Source organism: Microbacterium allomyrinae (assembly GCF_020682705.1).
Classification (GTDB): Bacteria; Actinomycetota; Actinomycetes; order Actinomycetales; family Microbacteriaceae; genus Microbacterium; species Microbacterium allomyrinae.
On the sequence record NZ_JAGTTN010000001.1, the window covers coordinates 1,155,952 to 1,176,090 of the forward strand.

Below are 20,139 nucleotides of genomic sequence, written 5' to 3' on the forward strand. Positions count from 1 at the left end.
GCCATCGGGCTGGACGACGGTTCACCCCGGAACACGTGCTCGTCGTCGCCAAGAAGCATGTCTCGGTCTTGCGTGCAGGGCGCTGCCCCCAGCGCCTGCACCACCCGCCACCCGCACGACTCAGGTGGGATAGCGCGCCCTTGGCGCACAAATCGGTGCCACCAAACCGGGCACGCACCAAAGCGAAAACCCCGGCTTGACCGGGGTTTTTCTCGCGGAGACGGAGGGATTTGAACCCTCGGTCCCCTTGCGAGGACTCCACCTTAGCAGGGTGGTGCACTAGGCCGAACTATGCGACGTCTCCAGGCATCCATCGCCCGAGGACGAGCGGATGCACCCGACAATCATAACCCGGCCCGGATGGCGCAACGAACACCTTCGCACAGACAGGACCGACCTCCGAGCCGATTATTCTTGGATGCAGTCCAGCTATCCAGCCTCCCGTGCTCGAAGGATCCACATGCGCCGAACTCTGCTCAAGTCCAAGCTCCACCGGGCCACCGTGACGGGGAGCGATCTGAACTACGTCGGCTCCATCACGATCGATGCGGATCTGCTCGATCTGGCCGACATCCTCGAGCACGAGCAGGTGCACGTCGTCGACGTGAACAACGGCGCCCGCTTCGAGACGTACACGATCGCCGGAGAACGCGGTTCGGGCGTGATGCAGATCAACGGAGCCGCCGCCCGTCTCGTGCACACGGGGGATGTGGTGATCGTGATGTCGTACGCGCAGTACGACCACGAGGAGCTGGCCGGACATCAGCCGATCGTCGTCGACCTCGGCAGCTCTCCTGATGAGCCGGCCAACCGCGTCACCCGCGTGCTCACCTCAGCTGGGGACTGACCGCCGAGCGGACAGACCTCGCGCCTTACCCCTCCGGGACGGTGCAGGTGGTCTGCGCGGCCGTCTGCCCGGCGATCGTCGAAGGCAGTTCGACGCGCTCCTCGGCGACCGGCGTCTCGGCTGCCGTGGTCTCACCGGCGGCGGGGGTCTCACCCGTGGCCTCGTCCGTCGCGGTCGTGTCGGGCTGGACGGCCTCGCCGGTCACCTCGACGCCGAAGCCCTGACTCGCGTCGCCCGTGAGGGTGAGGGGCTGGTTGGCGGCGAGCGCGGCGAACAGCGCGGCCGCGGCATCCTTCACCGGAATCACGCGACTAGCGCCGTCGCCGCCGGCGTACTCGGTGGGGTACTGCACGAACACGATGTCCTCGTACGGCACGTCTTTGACGGCCATCGCGATCTGCACCATGAGCGTCGGGCTCGTGAGCCCCGAGCTCAGCACGAGCTGGCCCTGCGACACCTGAGAGATCAGCGTGCCGGCCAGGTTCAGAAGTGTGCCGGGGTTGGCGAGCACCGATTCGGACTGGAGCTTTCGCACCATCGACGACATGAACTGCTGCTGGTTCGAGATGCGGCCGAGGTCAGACCCGTCGCCGATGCCGTGTCGGATGCGCAGGAACTGCAGCGCCTCGACCCCTACGAGCGTGTGGTTGCCGGCGGTGAGATTGAGCCCGGTGTGCACGTCGCTGATGTCGCCCGCGACGCACACGTCGACGCCGCCGATCGCATCCGACATGTTGATGACGCCCGTCCAGCGGATGGCCGCGGCGAAGTGGATCTCTTCGCCGGTGAGCTGCTCCACCGTGAGCACGGTGCACGCGAGCCCGCCGTACATGTACGACGCGTTGATCATCTGCGACGACATCGCGGAGTAGTCGCCGCTGCCGTCTTCCTTCGGGCACGACGGGATCGGCACGAGCATGTCGCGCGGGAACGAGATGACGGTCACGCGGCGCGGCTCGTCCGAGATGTGCACCAGCATCGTGACGTCGTTGCGCTCGCCCGGCGAGTCGTCGTTGGCGCAGCGCGGGAACAGCGCGACATCCTGCCCCTCGCACGAGTCGCTGCCGACGAGGAGGATGTTCACGCCGCCCTCGATCGCACCGAGCGACGGTGGCAGCGCCTTCTCTTCGTCCAGGACGACGGCGTTGGCGCCGATGGCCTGCGCGGCATCCCACACGCTGTACGCGGCGACGCCGGTCGCGCTCACACCCACGATGCCGAGCACGACGCCCAGCATGGCGAGCATCGTGACGAGCGGATGCCGCGTCCGCAGCTCTCCGTGACGCGCGAGCGGTGCGCGCCCCCCGCGGGAGGGGCTGTTCGACGCCGCCATCAGTCGGTGGCCCTCAGGTTGCCGGCCGAGCAGGTCTGATCCGCCGCGGACTGACCGGGGATGTCGTCGAGGGCGACAGCGGTCTCGCTCGGCGCGGGAGTCTCGGTCGCTCCGGGCGTCGGAGCAGTCTCGACGGGCGCTTCGGTGGGCTGCGGGTCGACGGTGATCACTCCCCCGGTGTTGTTCTGGTCGTTCGTCAGATCGATGGGCTCGTTGGCGGCGAGTGCGGCCCACAGCTTGTCTGCGAGCTCGTAGTTCGGGACGACCCGGTTGATGTCGGCGGGGTCGGTGCTCACCGGGTACTGCACGAAGTTGATGTCTTCGAACGGAACGTCCTTGACCGCCATCGCGATCTGCACGAGCGTCATCGGGTTGGTCAGGGACTCGCTCGGCGTGATGTTGTCGACCGCGGTCGTGGCGAGCTTGTAGAGGGTCGCCGGGTCGGCGAGCACCTCGTCGCTCACGAGCTTGCGCGCGAGGCTCGACATGTACTGCTGCTGGTTCGAGATGCGCGCCAGGTCGCTGCCGTTCTCGAGGCCGTAGCGGGTGCGGAGGAACTGGAGCGCCTCGACGCCCGCGATGGTCCTCGCACCTGCCGGCCAGTCGATGCCGGTGTTGCTGTCGCGGATGCCGCCGTTGCCGATGCAGACGTCGACGCCGCCGATCGCGTCGGTGATGTTGATGACGTTGCCGAAGCTCACCTTCGCGGCGAACGGGATGTTCTGGCCGCTCAGCACCGAGACGGTCTTCGCCACGCACGACAGTCCGCCGAACGACCACGCCTCGTTGATCTGCGCCTTGGAGGTCGCGGAGGTGGTCGAGCCGTCCTCGTTCGTGCACGACGGAATGGGGATCATGAGATCGCGCGGGAACGACACCACCGTCACCCGGCGCGGGTTGTTCGAGATGTGCACGAGCATGTTGACGTCGTTGAGCTGGCCCTCGGCATCCGGTCCGGTGCAGCGCGCCCCGAAGATGTAGGCGTACTCGGGCTCGCACTCGTCTGTTCCGACGAGCAGCAGATCGACGCCGCCCTCGATCGCGCCGATGTCGGGCGGGACGGCGCTCTGGCCTTCGAGAGCGACCGCCTCGTCGGTGAAGCTCGCGGTCAGGTCGTACGCGGCGTAGGCGGCGACGCCGGCGCCCGACACCAGCACGACGGCGAGCATCACTCCGAGGACCTTGAGGATCAGACCGAACGGATGCGGCGACGAGAGCTCACCGTGACGTGCCACCGTGCGGCGGCCACGTCGGGCGGGCTTGTGCGTCTCGCTCACTCGGTTCCTCTCGGGGATGGGTTCTCACGGTCCACCCCCCGGCATACCTTCGCTTGCGGAGGGTGTGGGATTCGAACCCACGGGACATTGCTGCCCACTGGTTTTCAAGACCAGGTCCATCGGCCGCTCGGACAACCCTCCCGACACATGCCACGCGAAACGAGGCATCCGTCGAACAGTCGTCGAGTCTAGCCGACAGCCCTGCCGCCTATTCTTCCCACCCCGCCTGGACAGGCCCTGAACGCGCCCTCCGACGGGAGCCCGCGACCAGAGGCGTCAGAGCCGGCGGAGCACCGCCGCCACGCCGCCGGCCTGCACCGAGGTGGTGGTCTCGCCCGCGGCGTCGCGCACTTCCTGCGGTCCCTGCTCCATCGCGACCGCGCGGCCGCCGTTGTCGAGAGCCCAGCGGAACATGCCGAGGTCGTTGCGACCGTCGCCGATCACGAGCACGTGCGCAGGGTCGGCGCCGAGCTCACTGCGCACCAGCTCGAGGCCGGTGCTCTTGTCGACGCCCTGCGGGGCGATGTCGAGCCAGGCCGTCCAGCCCACGGCGTACGACACCTGGCTCAGTCCGATGCGCGCCACGAGGTCGACGAAATCCCGCTCCTGCTGCTCGGGTGCGACCACGACGATGCGGCACACCGGCTGCGCGCCCAGTTCGTCGAACGGCACTCGCCGGGCGTTGATGAGGTTCCAGTCGTCGAGGTACCCGGTGTACAGGCGCAGACCGTCCGGAAGCTCCACGAGGTAGCGGGCGTCGGGCAGATGCTCGCGCAGCTGCGTCAGCACCTCGCGCGGGTCGAACGTCTCGACGTGCCAGCGCTCGTAGTCCAGCTCACCGGCGTCGATGCGCTTGAGCACGACGGCGCCGTTCGAGCAGACCACGTACTCGGGTGCGATGCCGAGGGCGCGGAGGATGCCGTGGGTGCCCTCCCAGCTGCGGCCGGTCGCGATCATGACCTCGTGCCCCGCGCGGTGCGCGTGCTCGACGGCGTCGACGACCCCAGGGCTGAGCGACTCGTCTTCGAGCAGCACGGTGCCGTCGATGTCGAGCACGATCAGGATGCGTTCGATGACCGAGGGCGCCTGCTCGGTGTCGCGCGCGACCTGCTCGACGAGCCTGGCGGCGTTCTTCTGTTTTACGACCTTGATGGACCCGGTCGCAGGCAGGTGCGCTTCGGTCACGCGATCGGCTCCAGCACCTCGAGGCCCCCGAGGAACGGCCTGAGCACCTCGGGCACGGTGACCGATCCGTCCTCTCGCTGATGCGTCTCGAGGATGGCGACGATCCAGCGCGTGGTCGCGAGCGTGCCGTTGAGCGTGGCGACGACCTCGGTCTTGCCGCCGCGGTCGGCGGGGAGGCGATGGCGGATGTCGAGCCGCCGCGCCTGGTAGGTGGTGCAGTTCGAGGTCGAGGTGAGCTCGCGATACGCATTCTGCGTCGGCACCCACGCCTCGATGTCGTACTTGCGCGCGGCGCTCGATCCGAGGTCGCCCGCGGCGACATCGATCACCCGATAGCTGAGGCCCAGATCCTGCAGCATCGACTCCTGCAGCGCGACCAGGCGCAGGTGCTCGGCCTCGGCGTCGTCGGGCGTCGTGCAGACGAACATCTCGAGCTTGTTGAACTGGTGCACCCGGATGATGCCGCGGGTGTCCTTGCCGTACGAGCCGGCCTCACGGCGGTAGCACGTCGACCATCCGGCGTAGCGCTTGGCACCCTTGCCGAAGTCGAGGATCTCGTCCATGTGGTAGCCGGCGAGGGGTACCTCGCTCGTGCCGACGAGGTACAGGTCGTCGTCTTCGAGGTGGTAGACCTCGGCGGCGTGCTGACCCAGGAAGCCGGTGCCGCGCATGACCTCGGGCCGCACGAGCGTCGGCGGGATCAACGGCGTGAATCCGGCCTGCAGCGCACGGTCGAGCGCGAGGTTCATGAGCGCGATCTCGAGGCGCGCGCCGATACCCGTGAGGAAGTAGAAGCGACTGCCCGACACCTTCGTGCCGCGCTCCATGTCGATCGCGCCGAGCATCTCGCCGAGTTCGAGGTGATCGCGTGGCTCGAACGCGAAGGCGGGACGCTCACCGTGGGTGCGAAGGGTCACGAAGTCGTCTTCGCCGCCGGCCGGCACCCCGTCGATCACGACGTTCTCGATCCGCGCGAAGGCGGCATCCGATGCCTCTTCGGCCGCGGCGACCGCATGCTGGGCCTGCTTGACCTGCTCGCTGAGCTGCTTCGCCGCGGCGACGAGCGCGGCCTTCTCGTCTTTGGGGGCCTGCGCGACCAGCTTGCCGTGGGCGTTCTGCGCCGCGCGGAGCTCTTCGAACGCGGTGATCGCCGCTCGACGTCGACGATCGGCGTCGAGGGCTGCGTCGACGGCATCGGGCGATTCTCCGCGCGCCTCCTGCGAGCGCTTGACCAGCTCGGGATTGTCGCGAAGCAGCACGGGATCGATCATCCGAACAGTCTAGGCTCGGGGCGGTCAGGCGCGAGGCGGGTCATCCCGGCGTCTGTCAACGCCGGGCGACGCGATGCTGAACGACGGGCGAGCGGCAGTCCCGCGCCGCACCGCGCCGGCCGGCGGAGGGGTGGTCCGCGACATACGAGGTCCTGGCCATACCCTGTACCCATGGCGAGCGCCCCCGACGATGAGCAGGATCCCGGCCCGGCGCGCGACGATGCGCCGGATGCGGCGTCGGCGGCGGCTCCCGACGACGTCATCCGCGAGCCGGGCGATGTCGCCCCCGACACCACGGAAGGCGAGGGCGGCGAAGCCCGCCGCACCGACTTCGCGGGGGCCACTCGGCCGATCGAGGGCGGCGAGCGCCCCGGTCGCCAGGCCGCCCTCGTCTACAACCCGACCAAGGTCGACGCAGCTTCCCTCCGCGCGACGGTCACGCGCCTGTCGGCCGCGGCGGGCTGGACCGAACCGCTGTTCTATGAGACGACCGTCGACGACCTGGGCGACGAGATCACCCGCGAGGCGCTAGCGGCCGACGCGGATGCCGTGCTCGTCGCGGGTGGTGACGGCACCGTGCGCGCGGTGTCGGAGGCGATGTGCGGGTCGGGCGTCCCTCTCGCGATCGTTCCCAGCGGAACCGGCAACCTGCTCGCCCGCAACCTGCGTCTTCCGCTCGCCGAGCCCGAGGCGATGGTGCGCGCGGTCTTCGACGGCGACACTCTGCCGATGGACGTCGGCTGGTCCAAGCTCGGCCGCGCCGACGGCACGAGCGAGGAGCACGCGTTCGTCGTGATGGGCGGGATCGGGCTGGATGCCGCGATGATCGCGAACACCAACCCGCAGCTGAAGAAGACGGTCGGCTGGGTGGCGTACGTCGACGGCGCCGCGCGTGCGCTCCCGGGTGCGAAGCCGTTCCGCGTGATGTACGAGCTGCCCGGGCACCGGCTGCACTCGGCGCGTGTGCAGAGCGTGCTGTTCGCGAACTGCGGGTCGCTCCCGGCCGGCCTCGATCTGATCCCCGAGGCTTCGGTCGCCGACGGCGCTCTCGACATCGTGATCTTCCAGCCCAAGGGCCCGCTCGGTTGGCTCCTGGTGTGGCGGCGGGTCGCGTGGGACAACAGCTTCCTGCGGCGCTTCCGCGCGGGCCGCCGCGTGCTCGCCCTGCGCACGAAAGACAACGCGGTGCGCTACTCGCGGGGCGCGGGCATCGAGCTCGCTGCGACCGAGGCGCATCCCGTGCAGCTCGACGGGGATGAGTTCGGCGAGGCCGTGACGGTGAACATCCGTGTCGATCCGGGCGCGCTCCTCGTGGTCCTGCCGAAGGGCCACGACACCAAGGGTCTCTGAGCCGCGGACGGGTCTCTGGGCCGCGGACATGCGAGTGCGGCAGTTTCCTGCGAGTGCGCCGTCGTGCGACGCCGCACTCGCAGGAAACTGCCGCACTCGCGACGCCGGTGGCGCTCGCGGGAGCGGCAGGATGGGTGCATGTCCGGACCGTCCATCGTGTGGCTGCGCGATGACCTGCGCCTGGCCGACAACCCCGCGCTGCGCGCGGCGATCGATCGCGGTGAGCGGGTGATCTGCCTCTACGTGCTGGACGAGGAATCGGCCGGCATCCGTCCCCTCGGCGGCGCCGCACGCTGGTGGCTGCACCACTCGCTCGAATCGCTCGCGTCCGGCCTGCGCGAACGCGGCGCGAGCCTGGTGCTGCGCCGCGGCCCGGCCGAGCGCGTGGTGCGCGAGACGGCGCGGGATGCCGCGGCGAGCGCGGTCTTCTGGAACCGGCGCTACGGAGGTCCGGAGCGCACGGTGGATACGGCGCTCAAGACCGCACTGCGGGCCAACGGGGTCGAGGTGGCGTCGTTCGCCGCATCGGTGCTGTTCGAACCGTGGACGGTGAAGACCGGCACCGGTGCGCACTTCTCGGTCTACACCCCGTTCTGGAACGCGTGCCTGCGACTGCCGCCGCCGCGGCATCCGCTCTCCGAACCGCACGAGATCGCGGGCGAGCCGCGACCGCCGGCATCCGAGGCACTCCAGGATTGGGGCCTGCTCCCCCACCGCCCCGACTGGGCCGCAGGACTGCGAGAGAGATGGGAACCAGGAGAGCCCGCCGCGCGTCGACGGCTGCGGGAGTTCCTCGCCTCCGACATCGAGGAGTACGACCGCGCCCGCGACGAGCCTGCCGCGGGCGCCACGTCGCTGCTGTCGCCGCGCCTACGCTGGGGAGAGCTGAGCCCCCACACGGTCTGGCACGAGACCATCGCCGCCGGCCGCGGCGGACGGTTCCTGGCGGAACTCGGCTGGCGGGAGTTCGCGTGGCACACGCTCTTCCACTTCCCCGACCTCGCGTCGAAGAACCTCCGGCCGCAGTTCGATGCGTTCCCGTGGCCACCGCTGCGGCCAGACCTCCTGCGCGCCTGGCACGAGGGACGCACGGGTGTCGCGCTGGTGGATGCCGGCATGCGCGAGCTCTGGTCGAGCGGGTTCATGCACAATCGCGTGCGGATGGTCGCGGCGTCGTTCCTGGTGAAGAACCTGCTGATCGACTGGCGGCACGGCGAAGAGTGGTTCTGGGACACCCTCGTCGACGCGGACGCTGCCAGCAATCCGTTCAACTGGCAATGGGTGGCGGGATCCGGTGCCGACGCTGCGCCGTACTTCCGCGTGTTCAATCCCGATCTGCAGGCGAAGAAGTTCGACGCCGGCGGCCGCTACGTCGCCAAGTGGGCGCCGGAGCACCTGTCGCACGAGCCTCTCGAACCGATCGTCAACCTTGCGGAGACCCGCCGCGCCGCCCTCGACGCGTACGCACACGTCACCCGCTCAGCCCGGAACGCGAAAGACGCTCCGGGCTGAGCCGGCACGAGACGCAGCCCGCTCGTTTCGCTCGATGACGTGACCGGCCATCGTCTCGGAATGAAGCCGTCCCCCGCGCGGTTGGCGCCCACCATGACCACTATCGGAATCATCGGTGCAGGACACATCGGCAGCGCGCTCGCCCGCGCCTTCTCGGGACTCGGCTACGACGTCGTGATCTCGAACTCGCGCGGTCCCGAGAGCCTCGCGAGCCTTGTGGACGAGCTCGGATCCTCGGTGACGGCCGCGACGGCGAGCGACGCGGCGACCGCCGCAGACATCGCGGTCGTGACGGTGCCCCTCAAGGCCCTGAAGGACGTGCCCGTCGAGCCTCTCGCCGGCAAGATCGTCCTCGACACGAACAACTACTACTTCGAGCGCGACGGCCGCATCGATGTCCTCGATCGGGGTGAGGCGACGACATCCGGGCTCCTGCAGGAGCACCTGCCGACCTCGAAGGTCGTGAAGGCGTTCAACCACCTCTACGCGTCCGACATCAACGCCGGCGGCCTGCCCGCGGGCGACCCGCAGCGCCGCGCACTCGGAACGGCGGGCGACAGCGCCGAGGGCGTGGAATTCGTGACCGGCGTCTACGACGCCCTCGGCTTCGACACCGTGAGCGCGGGTCCGCTCAGCGAGTCGTGGCGTCTGGAGCGCGATCGCCCCGCGTATGTCGTCGCACAGACCGCGGACGAGCTGCGCGAGAACCTCGCGAAGGCGAACCGCCTCCCCTGAGCCGGCGCTCGTGTCTCACAACCGCAGGTCGCCCGCCGGGTTCGCTGCGATTGTGAGACACGACGCGGAATAGGAAGGATGCCGCCGCGGGTTGTCGGTGAGGATGAACACCGCTCTGACGACCCCGGCCCTTTCCGTCCTCGACCTCGTGCCGGTGCGCGCGGGGCAGACGAGCGCACAGGCTGTGGCGGCATCGCTCGGCCTGGCAGCACTGGCGGACGGTCTCGGCTACCGCCGCTACTGGTTCGCCGAACACCACAACATGCCTGCCGTCGCCTCGACGACTCCTCCGGTGCTGGCGGCGGCCGCAGCGGCCCGCACCTCGCGCATCCGCCTCGGATCCGGCGGCGTCATGCTGCCGAACCACTCACCGCTCGTGGTGGCCGAGCAGTTCGCGGCGCTGGAAGCCCTTGCACCGGGGCGCATCGACCTCGGCATCGGCCGCGCGCCGGGATCCGACCCGGTCATCACGCAGCTGCTGCGCCAGAGCGGCACCACGAGCGACGTCGAGCGGTTCCCCGACCACGTTCGCGACATCATGTCGCTCGTGTCGGCCGACGGGGCGTCGCTGCGCTTCACGTCGGGCGGCACCTACGAGGTGCACGCCACGCCCGCCGCGACCACGGTGCCCGAGGTGTGGCTGCTCGGATCGAGCGACTACTCCGCGCAGCTCGCCGCATCGCTCGGCCTGCCGTACGTGTTCGCCAATCACTTCTCGGGCGAGGGGCTGGAGCGCGCGCTCGATCTCTACCGCACCTCGTTCGTGGCGTCCGAGACGCTCGCCGCCCCCCGCACCTTCCTCACCGCGAACGTGCTGGCCGCCCCCACCCAGGACGAGGCCGAGGCCCGTGCCCTCCCCAATCTGCGCATGACGGCGCGGCTGCGCACGAACCGGCCCCTCGTCGCGCTCGAGACCGTGGAGCAGTCGATCGCGGGAGCCGCCGATTTCGACGGCCTCGGCGCATCGTTCATGGACTCCGCCCGCGCCAAGTGGTTCGTCGGAACCGCCGGGGTGGTCGCCTCCGAGGTGCGCGCCTTCGCCACCCGGTACGGGGTCGACGAGGTCATGATCTCGCCGATCGCGGGATCGTACGAGGAAGAGCCGATGGATGCCGCGCCCGGCCGTGCCCAGACGCTCGAGCTGCTGGCCGCCGCGCTGGCCGCCTGACGGCGTTCGCTAGTCCTGCTCGACCGGTTCGCCCGAGATCAGTGCGCGCAGCCAGTCGCGCGCCTCGACGAACACGTCGTCGGAGTAGCGCTCGGGGTAGCGCACCACGGCGCGGTCCGCGCGCGGGTACGAGCCCAGGTAGATGACCTTCGGGCTGAAACGGCGCAGGCCCAGGAGGGCGTCGGCCATCCGCTCGTCCTCGATGTGGCCGTCGGCGTCGACGACGAACCGGTACCGGCCCAGCTCGTCGCCGATGGGGCGCGAGGCGAGCAGCGACAGATTGATGCCGCGCGTGGCGAACTGCTCGAGCATCTCGAGCAGAGCACCGGGGTGGTCGTCGGGCAGTTCGACGATGAGCGACGTCTTGTCGGCCCCGGTGGGTCCCGGCGGGACGACCGTCCGGCTCACCAGCACGAACCGCGTCACCGCATTGGGGTTGTCGCCGATGTTCTCGGCCAGCAACTCGAGATCGTAGTGCTCGAGGATCCCGGGGGGCGCGATCGCGGCATCCGCATCGCTCACTCCCTCGACGATCTCCACCGCCGAGGCCACGTTGCTCGCCGCGGGCAGGTGCGCGTGCTCGGGGAGGGTCGCCGTCAGCCACTGCAGGCACTGGCCGTACGCGACGGGGTGCGCCGCGATCAGCGACACGTCCTCGAGGCGGGTGCCGCGCGGCGCGACGAGCACGAAGTTCACGGGAACGAGGTACTCGCCCACGATCCTGAGACCCGGCATGGTGGCGAGGGCGTCCTGCGCGGTGGACACCCCGCCGTCGACGGAGTTCTCGATCGCGATCATCGCGGCATCCGAGCGCCCCTCGACGACATCTGTCAGCGCCTCGCCGACATTGCGCACCGACCGCCAGATCTGATCGCGAGCTTCGGGAACCTGCGTCAGCGCCGCCTCGGTGAACGTCCCCGACGGCCCCAGATAGCTGTAGGTGCGGCGGGTGGTGGCGGGGGCCTCGACGGCGGCGGGCTCGGAAGTCACGGGCTCCAGCTTATTGCGCGTTCGCAACTCCGGACGGTTGCGGGAATTCCCGCGCCGGATCCCCGGGATTCCGGTTGCACAGGGGTGTGCCGCCGGCATTCGTCCGGAGTTGCGAACAGGTTCGGACGCAGGTCGGCCGCCGGTTCGGAAGGCACCAGGCCATGGCTCGGACGTCACGAACCGTGCACCGTGTCTCCGGGACAGGCAGACTAGGCGCATGAGCCGCGCAGGACAGCCCGCCGAAGCATCCGACCTCATCGACATCGATGAACTCATCTCCGCCTACTACGACATCGCCCCTGATCCGGCCGTGCCGGAGCAGCGCGTCGCGTTCGGCACGAGCGGTCATCGCGGCTCGTCGCTGTCGGCGAGCTTCAACGAGGTGCACATCCTCGCCACCACGCAGGCGATCGTCGACTACCGCCGCGCCCAGGGCATCGAGGGACCCCTGTTCCTCGGGCGCGACACGCACGGCCTGTCGCTGCCCGCCGAGCGCAGCGCGATCGAAGTGCTCGTCGCGAACGGCGTCGAGGTGCGTGTCGACTCGCGCGACTCCTGGGTGCCGACGCCGGCGCTCAGCCACGCGATCCTGGCCTACAACAAGGGACGGGATGCCGCGGACCCGGGCCGCGCGGACGGCATCGTCGTGACGCCCAGCCACAACCCCCCGCGCGACGGCGGCTTCAAGTACAACCCGCCGAACGGGGGACCTGCCGACACCGACGCCACCGGCTGGATCGCCGACCGCGCGAATCAGCTCATCGCGGCGGGGCTCGACGGGGTCAGCCGCACGCCGTTCAAGGACCTCGACGCCGACACGCTCGGCGAGCACGACTTCCGCGACGCCTACGTCCGCGACCTCGCGAACATCATCGACGTCGATGCCATCCGCCGCGCCGGAGTGCGCATCGGCGCCGATCCGCTGGGCGGCGCATCCGTCGAGTACTGGGCCCTGATCGCCGAGGTGCACGGGCTCGACCTCACGGTGGTGAACCCCGACGTCGATCCGACCTGGAGGTTCATGACGCTCGACTGGGACGAGAAGATCCGCATGGATCCCTCGTCGCCGTCCGCGATGGCCTCGCTCGTCGCCCGTCGCCACGAGTACGACATCCTCACTGGAAACGATGCGGATGCCGACCGCCACGGCATCGTCACACCCGACGCCGGCCTGATGAACCCCAACCACTACCTCGCAGTGGCCATCGACTACCTCTTCTCGCACCGCCCGGGCTGGCCCGCGGACGCCGCGGTCGGCAAGACGCTGGTGTCGTCGATGATCATCGACCGCGTCGCCGAATCGCTCGGCCGGACGCTGCTGGAGGTTCCGGTCGGATTCAAGTGGTTCGTGCCGGGCCTGCTCGACGGCTCGGTCGCCTTCGGCGGCGAGGAGTCGGCCGGGGCATCGTTCCTGCGCACCGACGGCTCGGTGTGGACCACCGACAAGGACGGCATCCTGCTGTGCCTGCTCGCCGCCGAGATCCTCGCCGTCACCGGCAAGACGCCCTCGCAGCGCTACGCCGAACTCGAGGCCGAGTTCGGGGCATCCGCGTACCAGCGTGTGGACGCGCCGGCATCGCCCGCCCAGAAGGCCGCGCTCGGAAAGCTGGCGCCCGAGGCCGTGACCGCGACGGAGCTGGCGGGCGAGCCGATCACCGCGAAGCTCTCGCACGCTCCCGGCAACGATGCCGCGATCGGCGGGCTCAAGGTGCAGACCGAACACGCCTGGTTCGCCGCGCGCCCCTCGGGCACCGAGGACGTCTACAAGCTCTACGCCGAGTCGCTCCGCGGACCCGAGCACCTCGCGCAGGTGCAGGCCGAGGCCCGCGAGGTGGTGTCGCAGGCGCTCGCCGGAGCCTGATTCAGCTCGGCAGTGGGGCGTGCTTGCTCCGATGGCGGAGGGCAAGCGTTTTCCTGATATCTGGGCGAGAATGGCGGCATGCCTGATTTCACGCTGCGCCTCGACGAGGACGATGCGACCGTCACCGCGGCGGGCATCGACATCGCCCGCTACGCGTTCGCCCCGGAGGGTGCGGCATCCGAGGGGCCGAAGCCCTACCTGCACCCGCTACGCGCACTCGACGGCGCACCGCTGACCGCCTTCCGCCCGTGGGATCACCGCTGGCACAAGGGCCTGCAGATGACGTGGACGCATGTGTCGGGTCAGAACTTCTGGGGTGGCCCGACCTACCGGCGCGACATCGGCTACACGCCGCTCGACAACGTCGGGCGCATGCGCCATAACCGATTCACCCGCGTGACCGAGGCCGGCGCAGAGGTCTCGCTCATCGAGGACCTCACGTGGATCACCCGAGCCGGAGACGAGTGGCTCGCCGAGCGTCGCGCGCACCGGTTCCACTCCCTCGACCTCGTGCGCGGAGTGTGGGCACTCGACTTCTCGACGACCCTGCGCAACACCTCGGACCACGACCTCGAACTCGGCAGCCCGACGACGCAGGGCCGCCCCAATGCCGGGTACACCGGCTTCGTGATCCGGATGCCGCGGGCCTGGACGGGCGGCCGCGTCCAGTCCGCGACCGGTCACGGCGTCGAGAGCCTCATGGGCGCCGAATCGGCGTGGGTGGCCTTCTCGGGCGAGCACGACGAGTTCGACGGCGGCGGCACGGTGCTGGTTTTCGCGGGGACGGTGCGCGTATCGCGCGGTACCGCGACCCAGGACCGGCCGATCAAGTGGTTCGTGCGGAGCGAGCCGTTCCCGATCCTGGCGCCGTCGCCGTCGTTCGACGAGCCCATCGTGCTCGCCCCCGGTGACGAGGTCTCGCTGTCTCACCGCCACGTGTTCGGCGACCGCATCTGGAGCCCCGACGAGACCCGCGCCATCGCGGCCGACCTCGCACTCTGACGCCCTCAGGAGGCGGAAAGCGCATACCATGGTGAAATCCGCCGCGCCGCTGCGTCGGAAGCGCAGTGGGGACGCGCCGGCGCGATGGCGCGACCGGAGCGGCGTGGCGCGAGACGAAGGCGAGAGCGACATGAAGCGAGTCGGCATCCGCGACGTCGCCGAGCGCGCGCGCGTGTCGATCAGCACCGTCTCGAACGCTCTCAACCGCCCGCACCTGGTGAGCCATCAGCTCGTCGAACGAGTGCGCTCGGCCGCCGACCAGCTCGGCTACGTCCCCCTTCAAGCCGCTCAGCAGCTGCGTGCCGGACGCAGCGGCCTGCTCGGCATGACCGTCATCAACATCGCCAATCCGTTCTTCGCCGACATGGTCGCCGGAGCCGAGGACGCCGCGTCCGCGGCGGGACTCCGCGTGCTCGTGGGCAACTCCAGCGACGATGTGGCGAAAGAGCGCGACCATATCGAGCTCTTCGAGCGCGTGCACGTCGAGGGCGCGCTGGTCAGCCCGTTCGGCCCGCTCGAGCCATGGCTGCAGCGTCTGCGCGGCCGCGGCATTCCCGTCGTCCTGGTCGATTCGGTCGACGACTCCGGCGAGCTCCCCTCGGTCTCGTTCGACGACGTCGCCGGCGGGCGCCTCGCCACCGAGCACCTGCTGGCCACCGGACGCCGCCGTCTTGCATTCGTCGGGGCACGCGCAGAGGTGCGCCAGGTTCGCGAGCGCCTGCACGGCGCACGTCTGGCGGTCGCCGCCCACGCCGGCGCGGCGATCGAGCCCATCTGGACCGAGCGCACCACCTCCGACCTCGGGCGCGCGTTCGGCGAGCAGCTCGCCGCACGCGATGCGGCCGACCGGCCCGACGGCGTCGTCGCGTCGAACGATCACCTCGCGATCGGACTGGTGCACGGGCTGATCTCGCGCGGCGTGCGCGTGCCCGAGGACGTCGCCGTCGTGGGATACGACGACATCGAGTTCGCGGCGATCGCGGCCGTGCCGCTGACGTCGATCCGCCAGCCCGCGCGCGAGATGGGCCGTACATCCGCCGAGCTTCTGCTGGCCCGCATCTCGGGCATCGCCGGGAGCGAACTCGGCAGCATCGTCTACCAGCCCGAGCTCGTCGTGCGCGCCTCGACCGCAGGTCACGGTCGAGGCTGACTTCCGCGATCGCCGCGGTGGAACGACCCGGTCGCGACGCCTCGACGGCGCGAGGCGAACGCGCGCCTCTACGATGGTTTTCGAGGGACGAAACCCCAGCCCGTGAGCGGTCGCTCCTCGGGCATGGCAGGTGCGACGATCGAGTCGCCCGCGAGATATGAGGCGTGAATGAGTCCCCTTCCGGCCGCGCAGGCGGCATCCGTCGGTAGCATGTCCTCATGACGCAGAAAGCGTTTACCGGAACGATCCGGATCGCTCAGAGCCCCCGCCCCGCTCGCTCGGTGCTCCGCCTCCTCGCGCGCCGCCCGGGCCGCATGACGATCGCGATCCTCGCATTCGCCCTGAAGGAGATCCCGCTGTGGTTCCTCCCCGTGGTGACCGCCGAGATCATCGACCTGGTCGCCACCGGCGGAGAGGTCTCGACCGTGCTCGTCTGGTTCGCGATCGCCGCGGTGCTGCTGCTGCAGAACTACCCGAACCACATCGTGTACACCCGCAACTTCATGACCGTGGTGCGCGATACCGGAGCAGACCTGCGCAACGCCCTCGCGGCGAGGCTGCAGAGCCTGTCGATCGGCTACCACACGCGCGTCAGCTCCTCGATCCTGCAGACCAAGGTCGTGCGCGACGTCGAGAACGTCGAGGTCATGCTGCAGCAGGTCACGCACCCGCTGCTGTCGTCGATCATGGTGCTCGTCGGCGCCATCGCGATGACGGCGATCACGGTGCCCCAGTTCCTGCCGGTCTACGCCCTCACCGTGCCCATCGCGCTGGGGCTCCGCTGGGCGCTCGGGCGCCGCTCTCGCGCACGCAACGAGGTCTTCCGGCGTGAGGTCGAAGGCTTCGCCGCACGCGTGGGCGAGATGACATCGCTCATCCCGGTCACGCGGGCGCACGGCCTCGAGCAGACCGCGGTGTCGCGAGTCTCGGTCGGCGCCGACGGCGTGCGCCGTGCGGGCCTGCACCTCGACATGCTCAACGGCCACGTCTCGTCGATCTCGTGGGTCACGATGCAGCTGCTCGGACTCGGATGCCTCGTGCTCGCGGCAGTCTTCTCGCTCACCGGCATCCTTCCGATCACCCCCGGCGAGGTCGTGCTGCTGTCGACCTACTTCGCGCTGCTCACCTCGGGTCTGACTCAGCTGCTGATGCTGATCCCCGTCGGCGCGCGCGGCATGGAGTCGATGCGGTCCATCGCCGAGGTTCTGCAGGAGCCGGACCTCGAGCAGAACGAAGGCAAGCGCCACATCGCCGACGTGGGCGGGCACCTCGAGCTCGACCAGGTCTCGCACCTCTACGACGGTGCGGAGCGGGACGCCGTCCACGACGTCTCGCTCGACATCCGTCCCGGCGAGACCGTCGCCTTCGTCGGTTCGTCGGGCTCGGGCAAGTCCACGATGCTCAACCTCGTGCTGGGGTTCGTCCGCCCCACATCGGGTCGGATCCTGCTCGATGGACAGGACATGCAGGATCTCGATCTGCGAACCGTCCGCCGCTCGGTGTCGGTCGTGCCTCAGGAGTCGGTGCTGTTCGAGGGGACGATCCGCGAGAACATCGCGTACGGCCTCGACGATCCGTCCGATGAACGCCTGCGCGGCGCGCTCGTGGATGCGAATGCCGCCGAGTTCGTCGATGTCCTGCCGGACGGATGGGACACCGTCGTGGGCGAGCGCGGCGCGCGCCTCTCGGGCGGCCAGCGCCAGCGCCTGGCGATCGCGCGTGCGCTGGTGCGAGACCCGCGAATCCTGCTGCTCGACGAGGCGACCTCGGCCCTGGACCCCGAGTCGGAGGAGCTCGTCAAGGACGCGCTCAACCGCCTGATGAAGGGCCGCACGACGCTGGTCGTCGCGCACCGGCTGTCGACGATCCGCCAGGCGGATCGCATCGTGGTGCTCGAGCACGGCGAGGTCGTCGAGATCGGCGGCCATGACGCGCTCGTCGCCGCGTCCGGCCGCTACGCGCACCTGCACGCGACGCAGGCGGGCCTGCCCCGCTGATCCGTAGGGGCTCCCGACACGGCTGCGACGACATCGTTCGATTCGAGCATCGGGATAGCGCTTTCCGTCTCGACGTCCTAGGGTGGAACGGATCCATCCGAAGGAGCCCGCCATGACCGACACACTTCGCTGCGCGATCGTGGGTACCGGCGCGATCGCGCACGCGCATGCACGGGGCATCGCCGCACACCCGCGCGCCGAGCTCGTCGCGGTCACCGATCTCTCACGCGTTTCGGCCGATGAATTCTCCTCTCAGTACGGCCGCCCGGCGGTCTACGACGACCTCGAGGCCCTCCTCGCCGCCGAGAAGCCCGACGTCGTGCACGTCTGCACACCTCCGGTGGCGCATCCGACCCAAGCCCTGGCGGCCTTCGCGGCCGGCGCGCACGTGATCGTCGAGAAGCCCCCGGCGCCGTCGCTGGACGAACTGGATGAGATGAGGGATGCCGCCACCGCCGCGGGCAAGCAGCTCGCGGTCGTCTTCCAGCAGCGCACCGGAACGGCGGCCGCGCACGTCAAGCGCCTTCTCGACTCGGGCGCGCTCGGCCGTCCGCTCGTTGCACAGTGCCAGACGCTGTGGTTCCGCGATGCCGCGTATTTCGCCGTGCCGTGGCGCGGCAAGTGGGAGACCGAGGGCGGCGGAACGACCTTGGGCCACGGCATCCATCAGCTCGATCTGCTGGCTTACCTGCTCGGCGACTGGACGCGCGTCGAGGGGCGGCTGTGGCGGCTCGACCGCGACACCGACACCGAAGACGTCTCGACCGCGACCGCCGTGTTCGAGGGCGGCGTGGTCGCACAGATCGTGTCGAGCACCCTCTCGCCACGCGAGACGAGCTCGATCCGCATCGACACCGAGAAGGCGACGGTGACCGTGGATCATCTATACGGTCACGGGCACGAGAACTGGAGCATCACGAAGGCTCCGCACATCGATGACACCGAAGCGGCCACCTGGTCGCTCGGCGGCGAAGAGGAGCGCAGCGATCACGCACCCCTGCTGCGCGACGTCTTCGACGCCCTGCTCGACGGCACTGCGCTGCCTCCGACCGCGGACTCCCCTGCGCGCGCATTCGAGCTCGTCGCCGCGATCTACGCGTCGGCCGCCGCCGATGGCGCCGTTGTGACCCCCGCCGAACTCGCGAACCACCCGACCCATCGCCGCGGTTTCGCGAGCCCCGTGATCGACCTCCGCCCGGCGCGATGACCGCTTTCGAGCCCGGACGCGACCGGGATCGACGGTCCGCAGCGCCGGGACACGATCCGAGCCGGCCCGCGCCGCGCGAGATCTACCGCGACCCCGTCTACGACGGGGCGACAGATCCGACGGTCGTCCGCGATGCGGTCGGCGACTGGTGGATGTTCTACACCCAGCGCCGCGCGACCCATCCCGCGCCGGGAGACGGAGTCGCCTGGGTGCACGGCAGCCGCATCGGCGTCGCACGCAGCCTCGACGGGCTGCAGTGGACGTACGCGGGAACGCTCGAGCCCGCGGCATCCGGCCTGGCCCTGCGCGACGGTGCTCCGCCGCTCGCGGTGGACGAGACGCACTGGGCGCCCGACGTGATTCACGACGGCACGCGATGGCGCATGTTCCTCACCGAGATCGACGGCATCCCGGCGCGGTGGGAGGGCCACGAGCGGCGCATCGTCGAATACGCGTCGGACGACCTGCGCGACTGGACCCGGCGCGGGCCGATCCCCCTCGCGAGCGACCGCGTGATCGACGCCGCGGTCGCACGATGCCCCGACGGGCGCTGGCGCCTCTGGTACAAGGACGAGGCGGCAGGCTCCACCACGGCCGTGGCGGTGTCCGACGACCTCGAGTCGTGGAGCCTCGACGGCGTCGCCCTCGACGGACGCCCGCACGAGGGCCCCTGCGTCTTCACCCTCGCCGGCGCGTGGTTCCTCCTCACCGACGAGTGGCGCGGCATGGCCGTGCACCGATCGGCCGATGCGGTGACGTGGGAGCGGCAGGGCGATGCGGATGCCGTCATCCTGGGCGAGGGCGGGCCACCCGTCGACGGCGTGCAGGTCGCAAGACACGGGGCGGTCATCGTCACGGGCGATGACGAGGCCTCGTTGTACTACTTCACGCACCCCTGGTGGGACGGCAGCGAACTCGCAGACGTCGAGGATCCGAGCCAGCGCCGCAGCGCTGTTCACGTCGCGCGTCTGCGCGTCGTCGACGGGATCCTCGTCGCCGAGCGCTGAGCGCTGAGCGCTGAGCGCTGAGCTGGGCGACGGACGGACAGGACGAAGACTGGGACCGGGCACAGTCTCTTCGGACCCCGGCATCCCGCCCCGTTACTGAATCGTTCAAATTTCTGGACGGGATGCCTTGCGAAACGTTTTTCCGTCGGGTACCGTAACGGGCAAGCGCTTTCCAGCATCGCACCCCAGCACCGCGAGGCACGCGCCCACACCGCACCAACAGACGACGAACGTCCCATGCGGAAAC

General features: G+C 69.9%; 16 protein-coding genes and 2 tRNA genes. 11 read left to right on the forward strand and 7 right to left on the reverse strand.

Annotated features, from left to right (window positions below; all coding sequences use genetic code 11):
* Window positions 1-215 precede the first annotated feature (215 nt).
* Window positions 216-304, reverse strand: a tRNA-Ser gene (locus KEC57_RS05330).
* 156 nt (window positions 305-460) lie between these two features.
* On the opposite strand from KEC57_RS05330, the gene panD reads away from it, so the two are divergent.
* A complete protein-coding gene (panD, locus tag KEC57_RS05335; protein ID WP_229383480.1) occupies window positions 461-847 on the forward strand; it encodes an aspartate 1-decarboxylase in 387 nt (128 codons plus the stop codon).
* A 25-nt stretch (window positions 848-872) separates the two neighbouring features.
* Here panD and KEC57_RS05340 read toward each other — a convergent pair whose 3' ends face one another.
* The 5 genes from KEC57_RS05340 to serS all read right to left on the reverse strand — a co-directional run bounded on the left by KEC57_RS05340 (window position 873) and on the right by serS (window position 5,913).
* Complete coding sequence (locus KEC57_RS05340) at window positions 873-2,093, reverse strand: LCP family protein (protein ID WP_229383481.1); 1,221 nt, start codon at window positions 2,091-2,093, stop codon at window positions 873-875.
* An 86-nt stretch (window positions 2,094-2,179) separates the two neighbouring features.
* On the reverse strand, window positions 2,180-3,457 hold the full coding sequence (locus tag KEC57_RS05345) for an LCP family protein (RefSeq protein WP_229383482.1): 1,278 nt from the start codon (window positions 3,455-3,457) through the stop codon (window positions 2,180-2,182).
* Between the two features lie 56 nt (window positions 3,458-3,513).
* A tRNA-Ser gene (locus KEC57_RS05350) sits at window positions 3,514-3,598 on the reverse strand.
* Between the two features lie 135 nt (window positions 3,599-3,733).
* Window positions 3,734-4,642 carry an HAD family hydrolase gene (locus tag KEC57_RS05355; protein ID WP_229383483.1) on the reverse strand — a complete coding sequence of 303 codons (909 nt, stop codon included), beginning with the start codon at window positions 4,640-4,642 and terminating at the stop codon, window positions 3,734-3,736.
* Entirely contained in the window at window positions 4,639-5,913 is a 1,275-nt protein-coding gene (gene serS / locus KEC57_RS05360) for a serine--tRNA ligase (RefSeq protein WP_229383484.1), read from the reverse strand. The genes KEC57_RS05355 and serS overlap by 4 nt, the downstream gene beginning before the upstream one ends.
* A gap of 171 nt (window positions 5,914-6,084) precedes the next feature.
* Between serS and KEC57_RS05365 the strand changes: the two genes are divergently transcribed.
* The 4 genes from KEC57_RS05365 to KEC57_RS05380 all read left to right on the forward strand — a co-directional run bounded on the left by KEC57_RS05365 (window position 6,085) and on the right by KEC57_RS05380 (window position 10,678).
* Window positions 6,085-7,263, forward strand: coding sequence for a diacylglycerol/lipid kinase family protein (locus tag KEC57_RS05365; RefSeq protein ID WP_229383485.1), 1,179 nt, complete (start codon window positions 6,085-6,087; stop codon window positions 7,261-7,263).
* A 138-nt stretch (window positions 7,264-7,401) separates the two neighbouring features.
* Window positions 7,402-8,775, forward strand: a complete 1,374-nt coding sequence (locus KEC57_RS05370) for a cryptochrome/photolyase family protein (RefSeq protein ID WP_229383486.1) — start codon at window positions 7,402-7,404, stop codon at window positions 8,773-8,775.
* Window positions 8,776-8,835: 60 nt separating this feature from the next.
* On the forward strand, window positions 8,836-9,510 hold the full coding sequence (locus KEC57_RS05375) for an NADPH-dependent F420 reductase (protein ID WP_372456943.1): 675 nt from the start codon (window positions 8,836-8,838) through the stop codon (window positions 9,508-9,510).
* Between the two features lie 103 nt (window positions 9,511-9,613).
* Window positions 9,614-10,678 carry an LLM class flavin-dependent oxidoreductase gene (locus tag KEC57_RS05380; protein ID WP_229383488.1) on the forward strand — a complete coding sequence of 355 codons (1,065 nt, stop codon included), beginning with the start codon at window positions 9,614-9,616 and terminating at the stop codon, window positions 10,676-10,678.
* A gap of 9 nt (window positions 10,679-10,687) precedes the next feature.
* Here the strand turns inward: KEC57_RS05380 and pheA are convergent, their stop codons facing one another.
* A complete protein-coding gene (gene pheA / locus KEC57_RS05385) occupies window positions 10,688-11,668 on the reverse strand; it encodes a prephenate dehydratase (protein WP_229383489.1) in 981 nt (326 codons plus the stop codon).
* Window positions 11,669-11,885: 217 nt separating this feature from the next.
* Here pheA and pgm point away from each other — a divergent pair, with 217 nt between their 5' ends.
* The 6 genes from pgm to KEC57_RS05415 all read left to right on the forward strand — a co-directional run bounded on the left by pgm (window position 11,886) and on the right by KEC57_RS05415 (window position 19,892).
* Window positions 11,886-13,529 (forward strand): phosphoglucomutase (alpha-D-glucose-1,6-bisphosphate-dependent), encoded by a 1,644-nt coding sequence (pgm, locus tag KEC57_RS05390; protein ID WP_229383490.1) that lies wholly within the window; start codon window positions 11,886-11,888, stop codon window positions 13,527-13,529.
* A 78-nt stretch (window positions 13,530-13,607) separates the two neighbouring features.
* Entirely contained in the window at window positions 13,608-14,531 is a 924-nt protein-coding gene (locus KEC57_RS05395) for a DUF6807 domain-containing protein (protein ID WP_229383491.1), read from the forward strand.
* 130 nt (window positions 14,532-14,661) lie between these two features.
* Window positions 14,662-15,681, forward strand: a complete 1,020-nt coding sequence (locus KEC57_RS05400) for a LacI family DNA-binding transcriptional regulator (RefSeq protein ID WP_229383492.1) — start codon at window positions 14,662-14,664, stop codon at window positions 15,679-15,681.
* Window positions 15,682-15,899: 218 nt separating this feature from the next.
* Window positions 15,900-17,678 carry an ABC transporter ATP-binding protein gene (locus KEC57_RS05405; RefSeq protein ID WP_229383493.1) on the forward strand — a complete coding sequence of 593 codons (1,779 nt, stop codon included), beginning with the start codon at window positions 15,900-15,902 and terminating at the stop codon, window positions 17,676-17,678.
* 112 nt (window positions 17,679-17,790) lie between these two features.
* Window positions 17,791-18,885 carry a Gfo/Idh/MocA family protein gene (locus KEC57_RS05410; protein ID WP_229383494.1) on the forward strand — a complete coding sequence of 365 codons (1,095 nt, stop codon included), beginning with the start codon at window positions 17,791-17,793 and terminating at the stop codon, window positions 18,883-18,885.
* Window positions 18,882-19,892 (forward strand): glycoside hydrolase family protein, encoded by a 1,011-nt coding sequence (locus tag KEC57_RS05415; protein WP_229383495.1) that lies wholly within the window; start codon window positions 18,882-18,884, stop codon window positions 19,890-19,892. The genes KEC57_RS05410 and KEC57_RS05415 overlap by 4 nt, the downstream gene beginning before the upstream one ends.
* Window positions 19,893-20,139 lie beyond the last annotated feature (247 nt).

What these genes read in the sequence shown, in the direction of transcription:
- panD (WP_229383480.1), top strand. Translation starts at nt 461, where the DNA reads ATGCGCCGAACTCTGCTCAAGTCCAAGCTCCACCGGGCCACCGTGACG.
- KEC57_RS05340 (WP_229383481.1), bottom strand. Translation starts at nt 2,093, where the DNA reads ATGCTCGCCATGCTGGGCGTCGTGCTCGGCATCGTGGGTGTGAGCGCG.
- serS (WP_229383484.1), bottom strand. Translation starts at nt 5,913, where the DNA reads ATGATCGATCCCGTGCTGCTTCGCGACAATCCCGAGCTGGTCAAGCGC.
- KEC57_RS05365 (WP_229383485.1), top strand. Translation starts at nt 6,085, where the DNA reads ATGGCGAGCGCCCCCGACGATGAGCAGGATCCCGGCCCGGCGCGCGAC.
- KEC57_RS05370 (WP_229383486.1), top strand. Translation starts at nt 7,402, where the DNA reads ATGTCCGGACCGTCCATCGTGTGGCTGCGCGATGACCTGCGCCTGGCC.
- KEC57_RS05375 (WP_372456943.1), top strand. Translation starts at nt 8,836, where the DNA reads ATGAAGCCGTCCCCCGCGCGGTTGGCGCCCACCATGACCACTATCGGA.
- KEC57_RS05380 (WP_229383488.1), top strand. Translation starts at nt 9,614, where the DNA reads ATGAACACCGCTCTGACGACCCCGGCCCTTTCCGTCCTCGACCTCGTG.
- pgm (WP_229383490.1), top strand. Translation starts at nt 11,886, where the DNA reads ATGAGCCGCGCAGGACAGCCCGCCGAAGCATCCGACCTCATCGACATC.
- KEC57_RS05395 (WP_229383491.1), top strand. Translation starts at nt 13,608, where the DNA reads ATGCCTGATTTCACGCTGCGCCTCGACGAGGACGATGCGACCGTCACC.
- KEC57_RS05400 (WP_229383492.1), top strand. Translation starts at nt 14,662, where the DNA reads ATGAAGCGAGTCGGCATCCGCGACGTCGCCGAGCGCGCGCGCGTGTCG.
- KEC57_RS05405 (WP_229383493.1), top strand. Translation starts at nt 15,900, where the DNA reads ATGACGCAGAAAGCGTTTACCGGAACGATCCGGATCGCTCAGAGCCCC.
- KEC57_RS05410 (WP_229383494.1), top strand. Translation starts at nt 17,791, where the DNA reads ATGACCGACACACTTCGCTGCGCGATCGTGGGTACCGGCGCGATCGCG.
- KEC57_RS05415 (WP_229383495.1), top strand. Translation starts at nt 18,882, where the DNA reads ATGACCGCTTTCGAGCCCGGACGCGACCGGGATCGACGGTCCGCAGCG.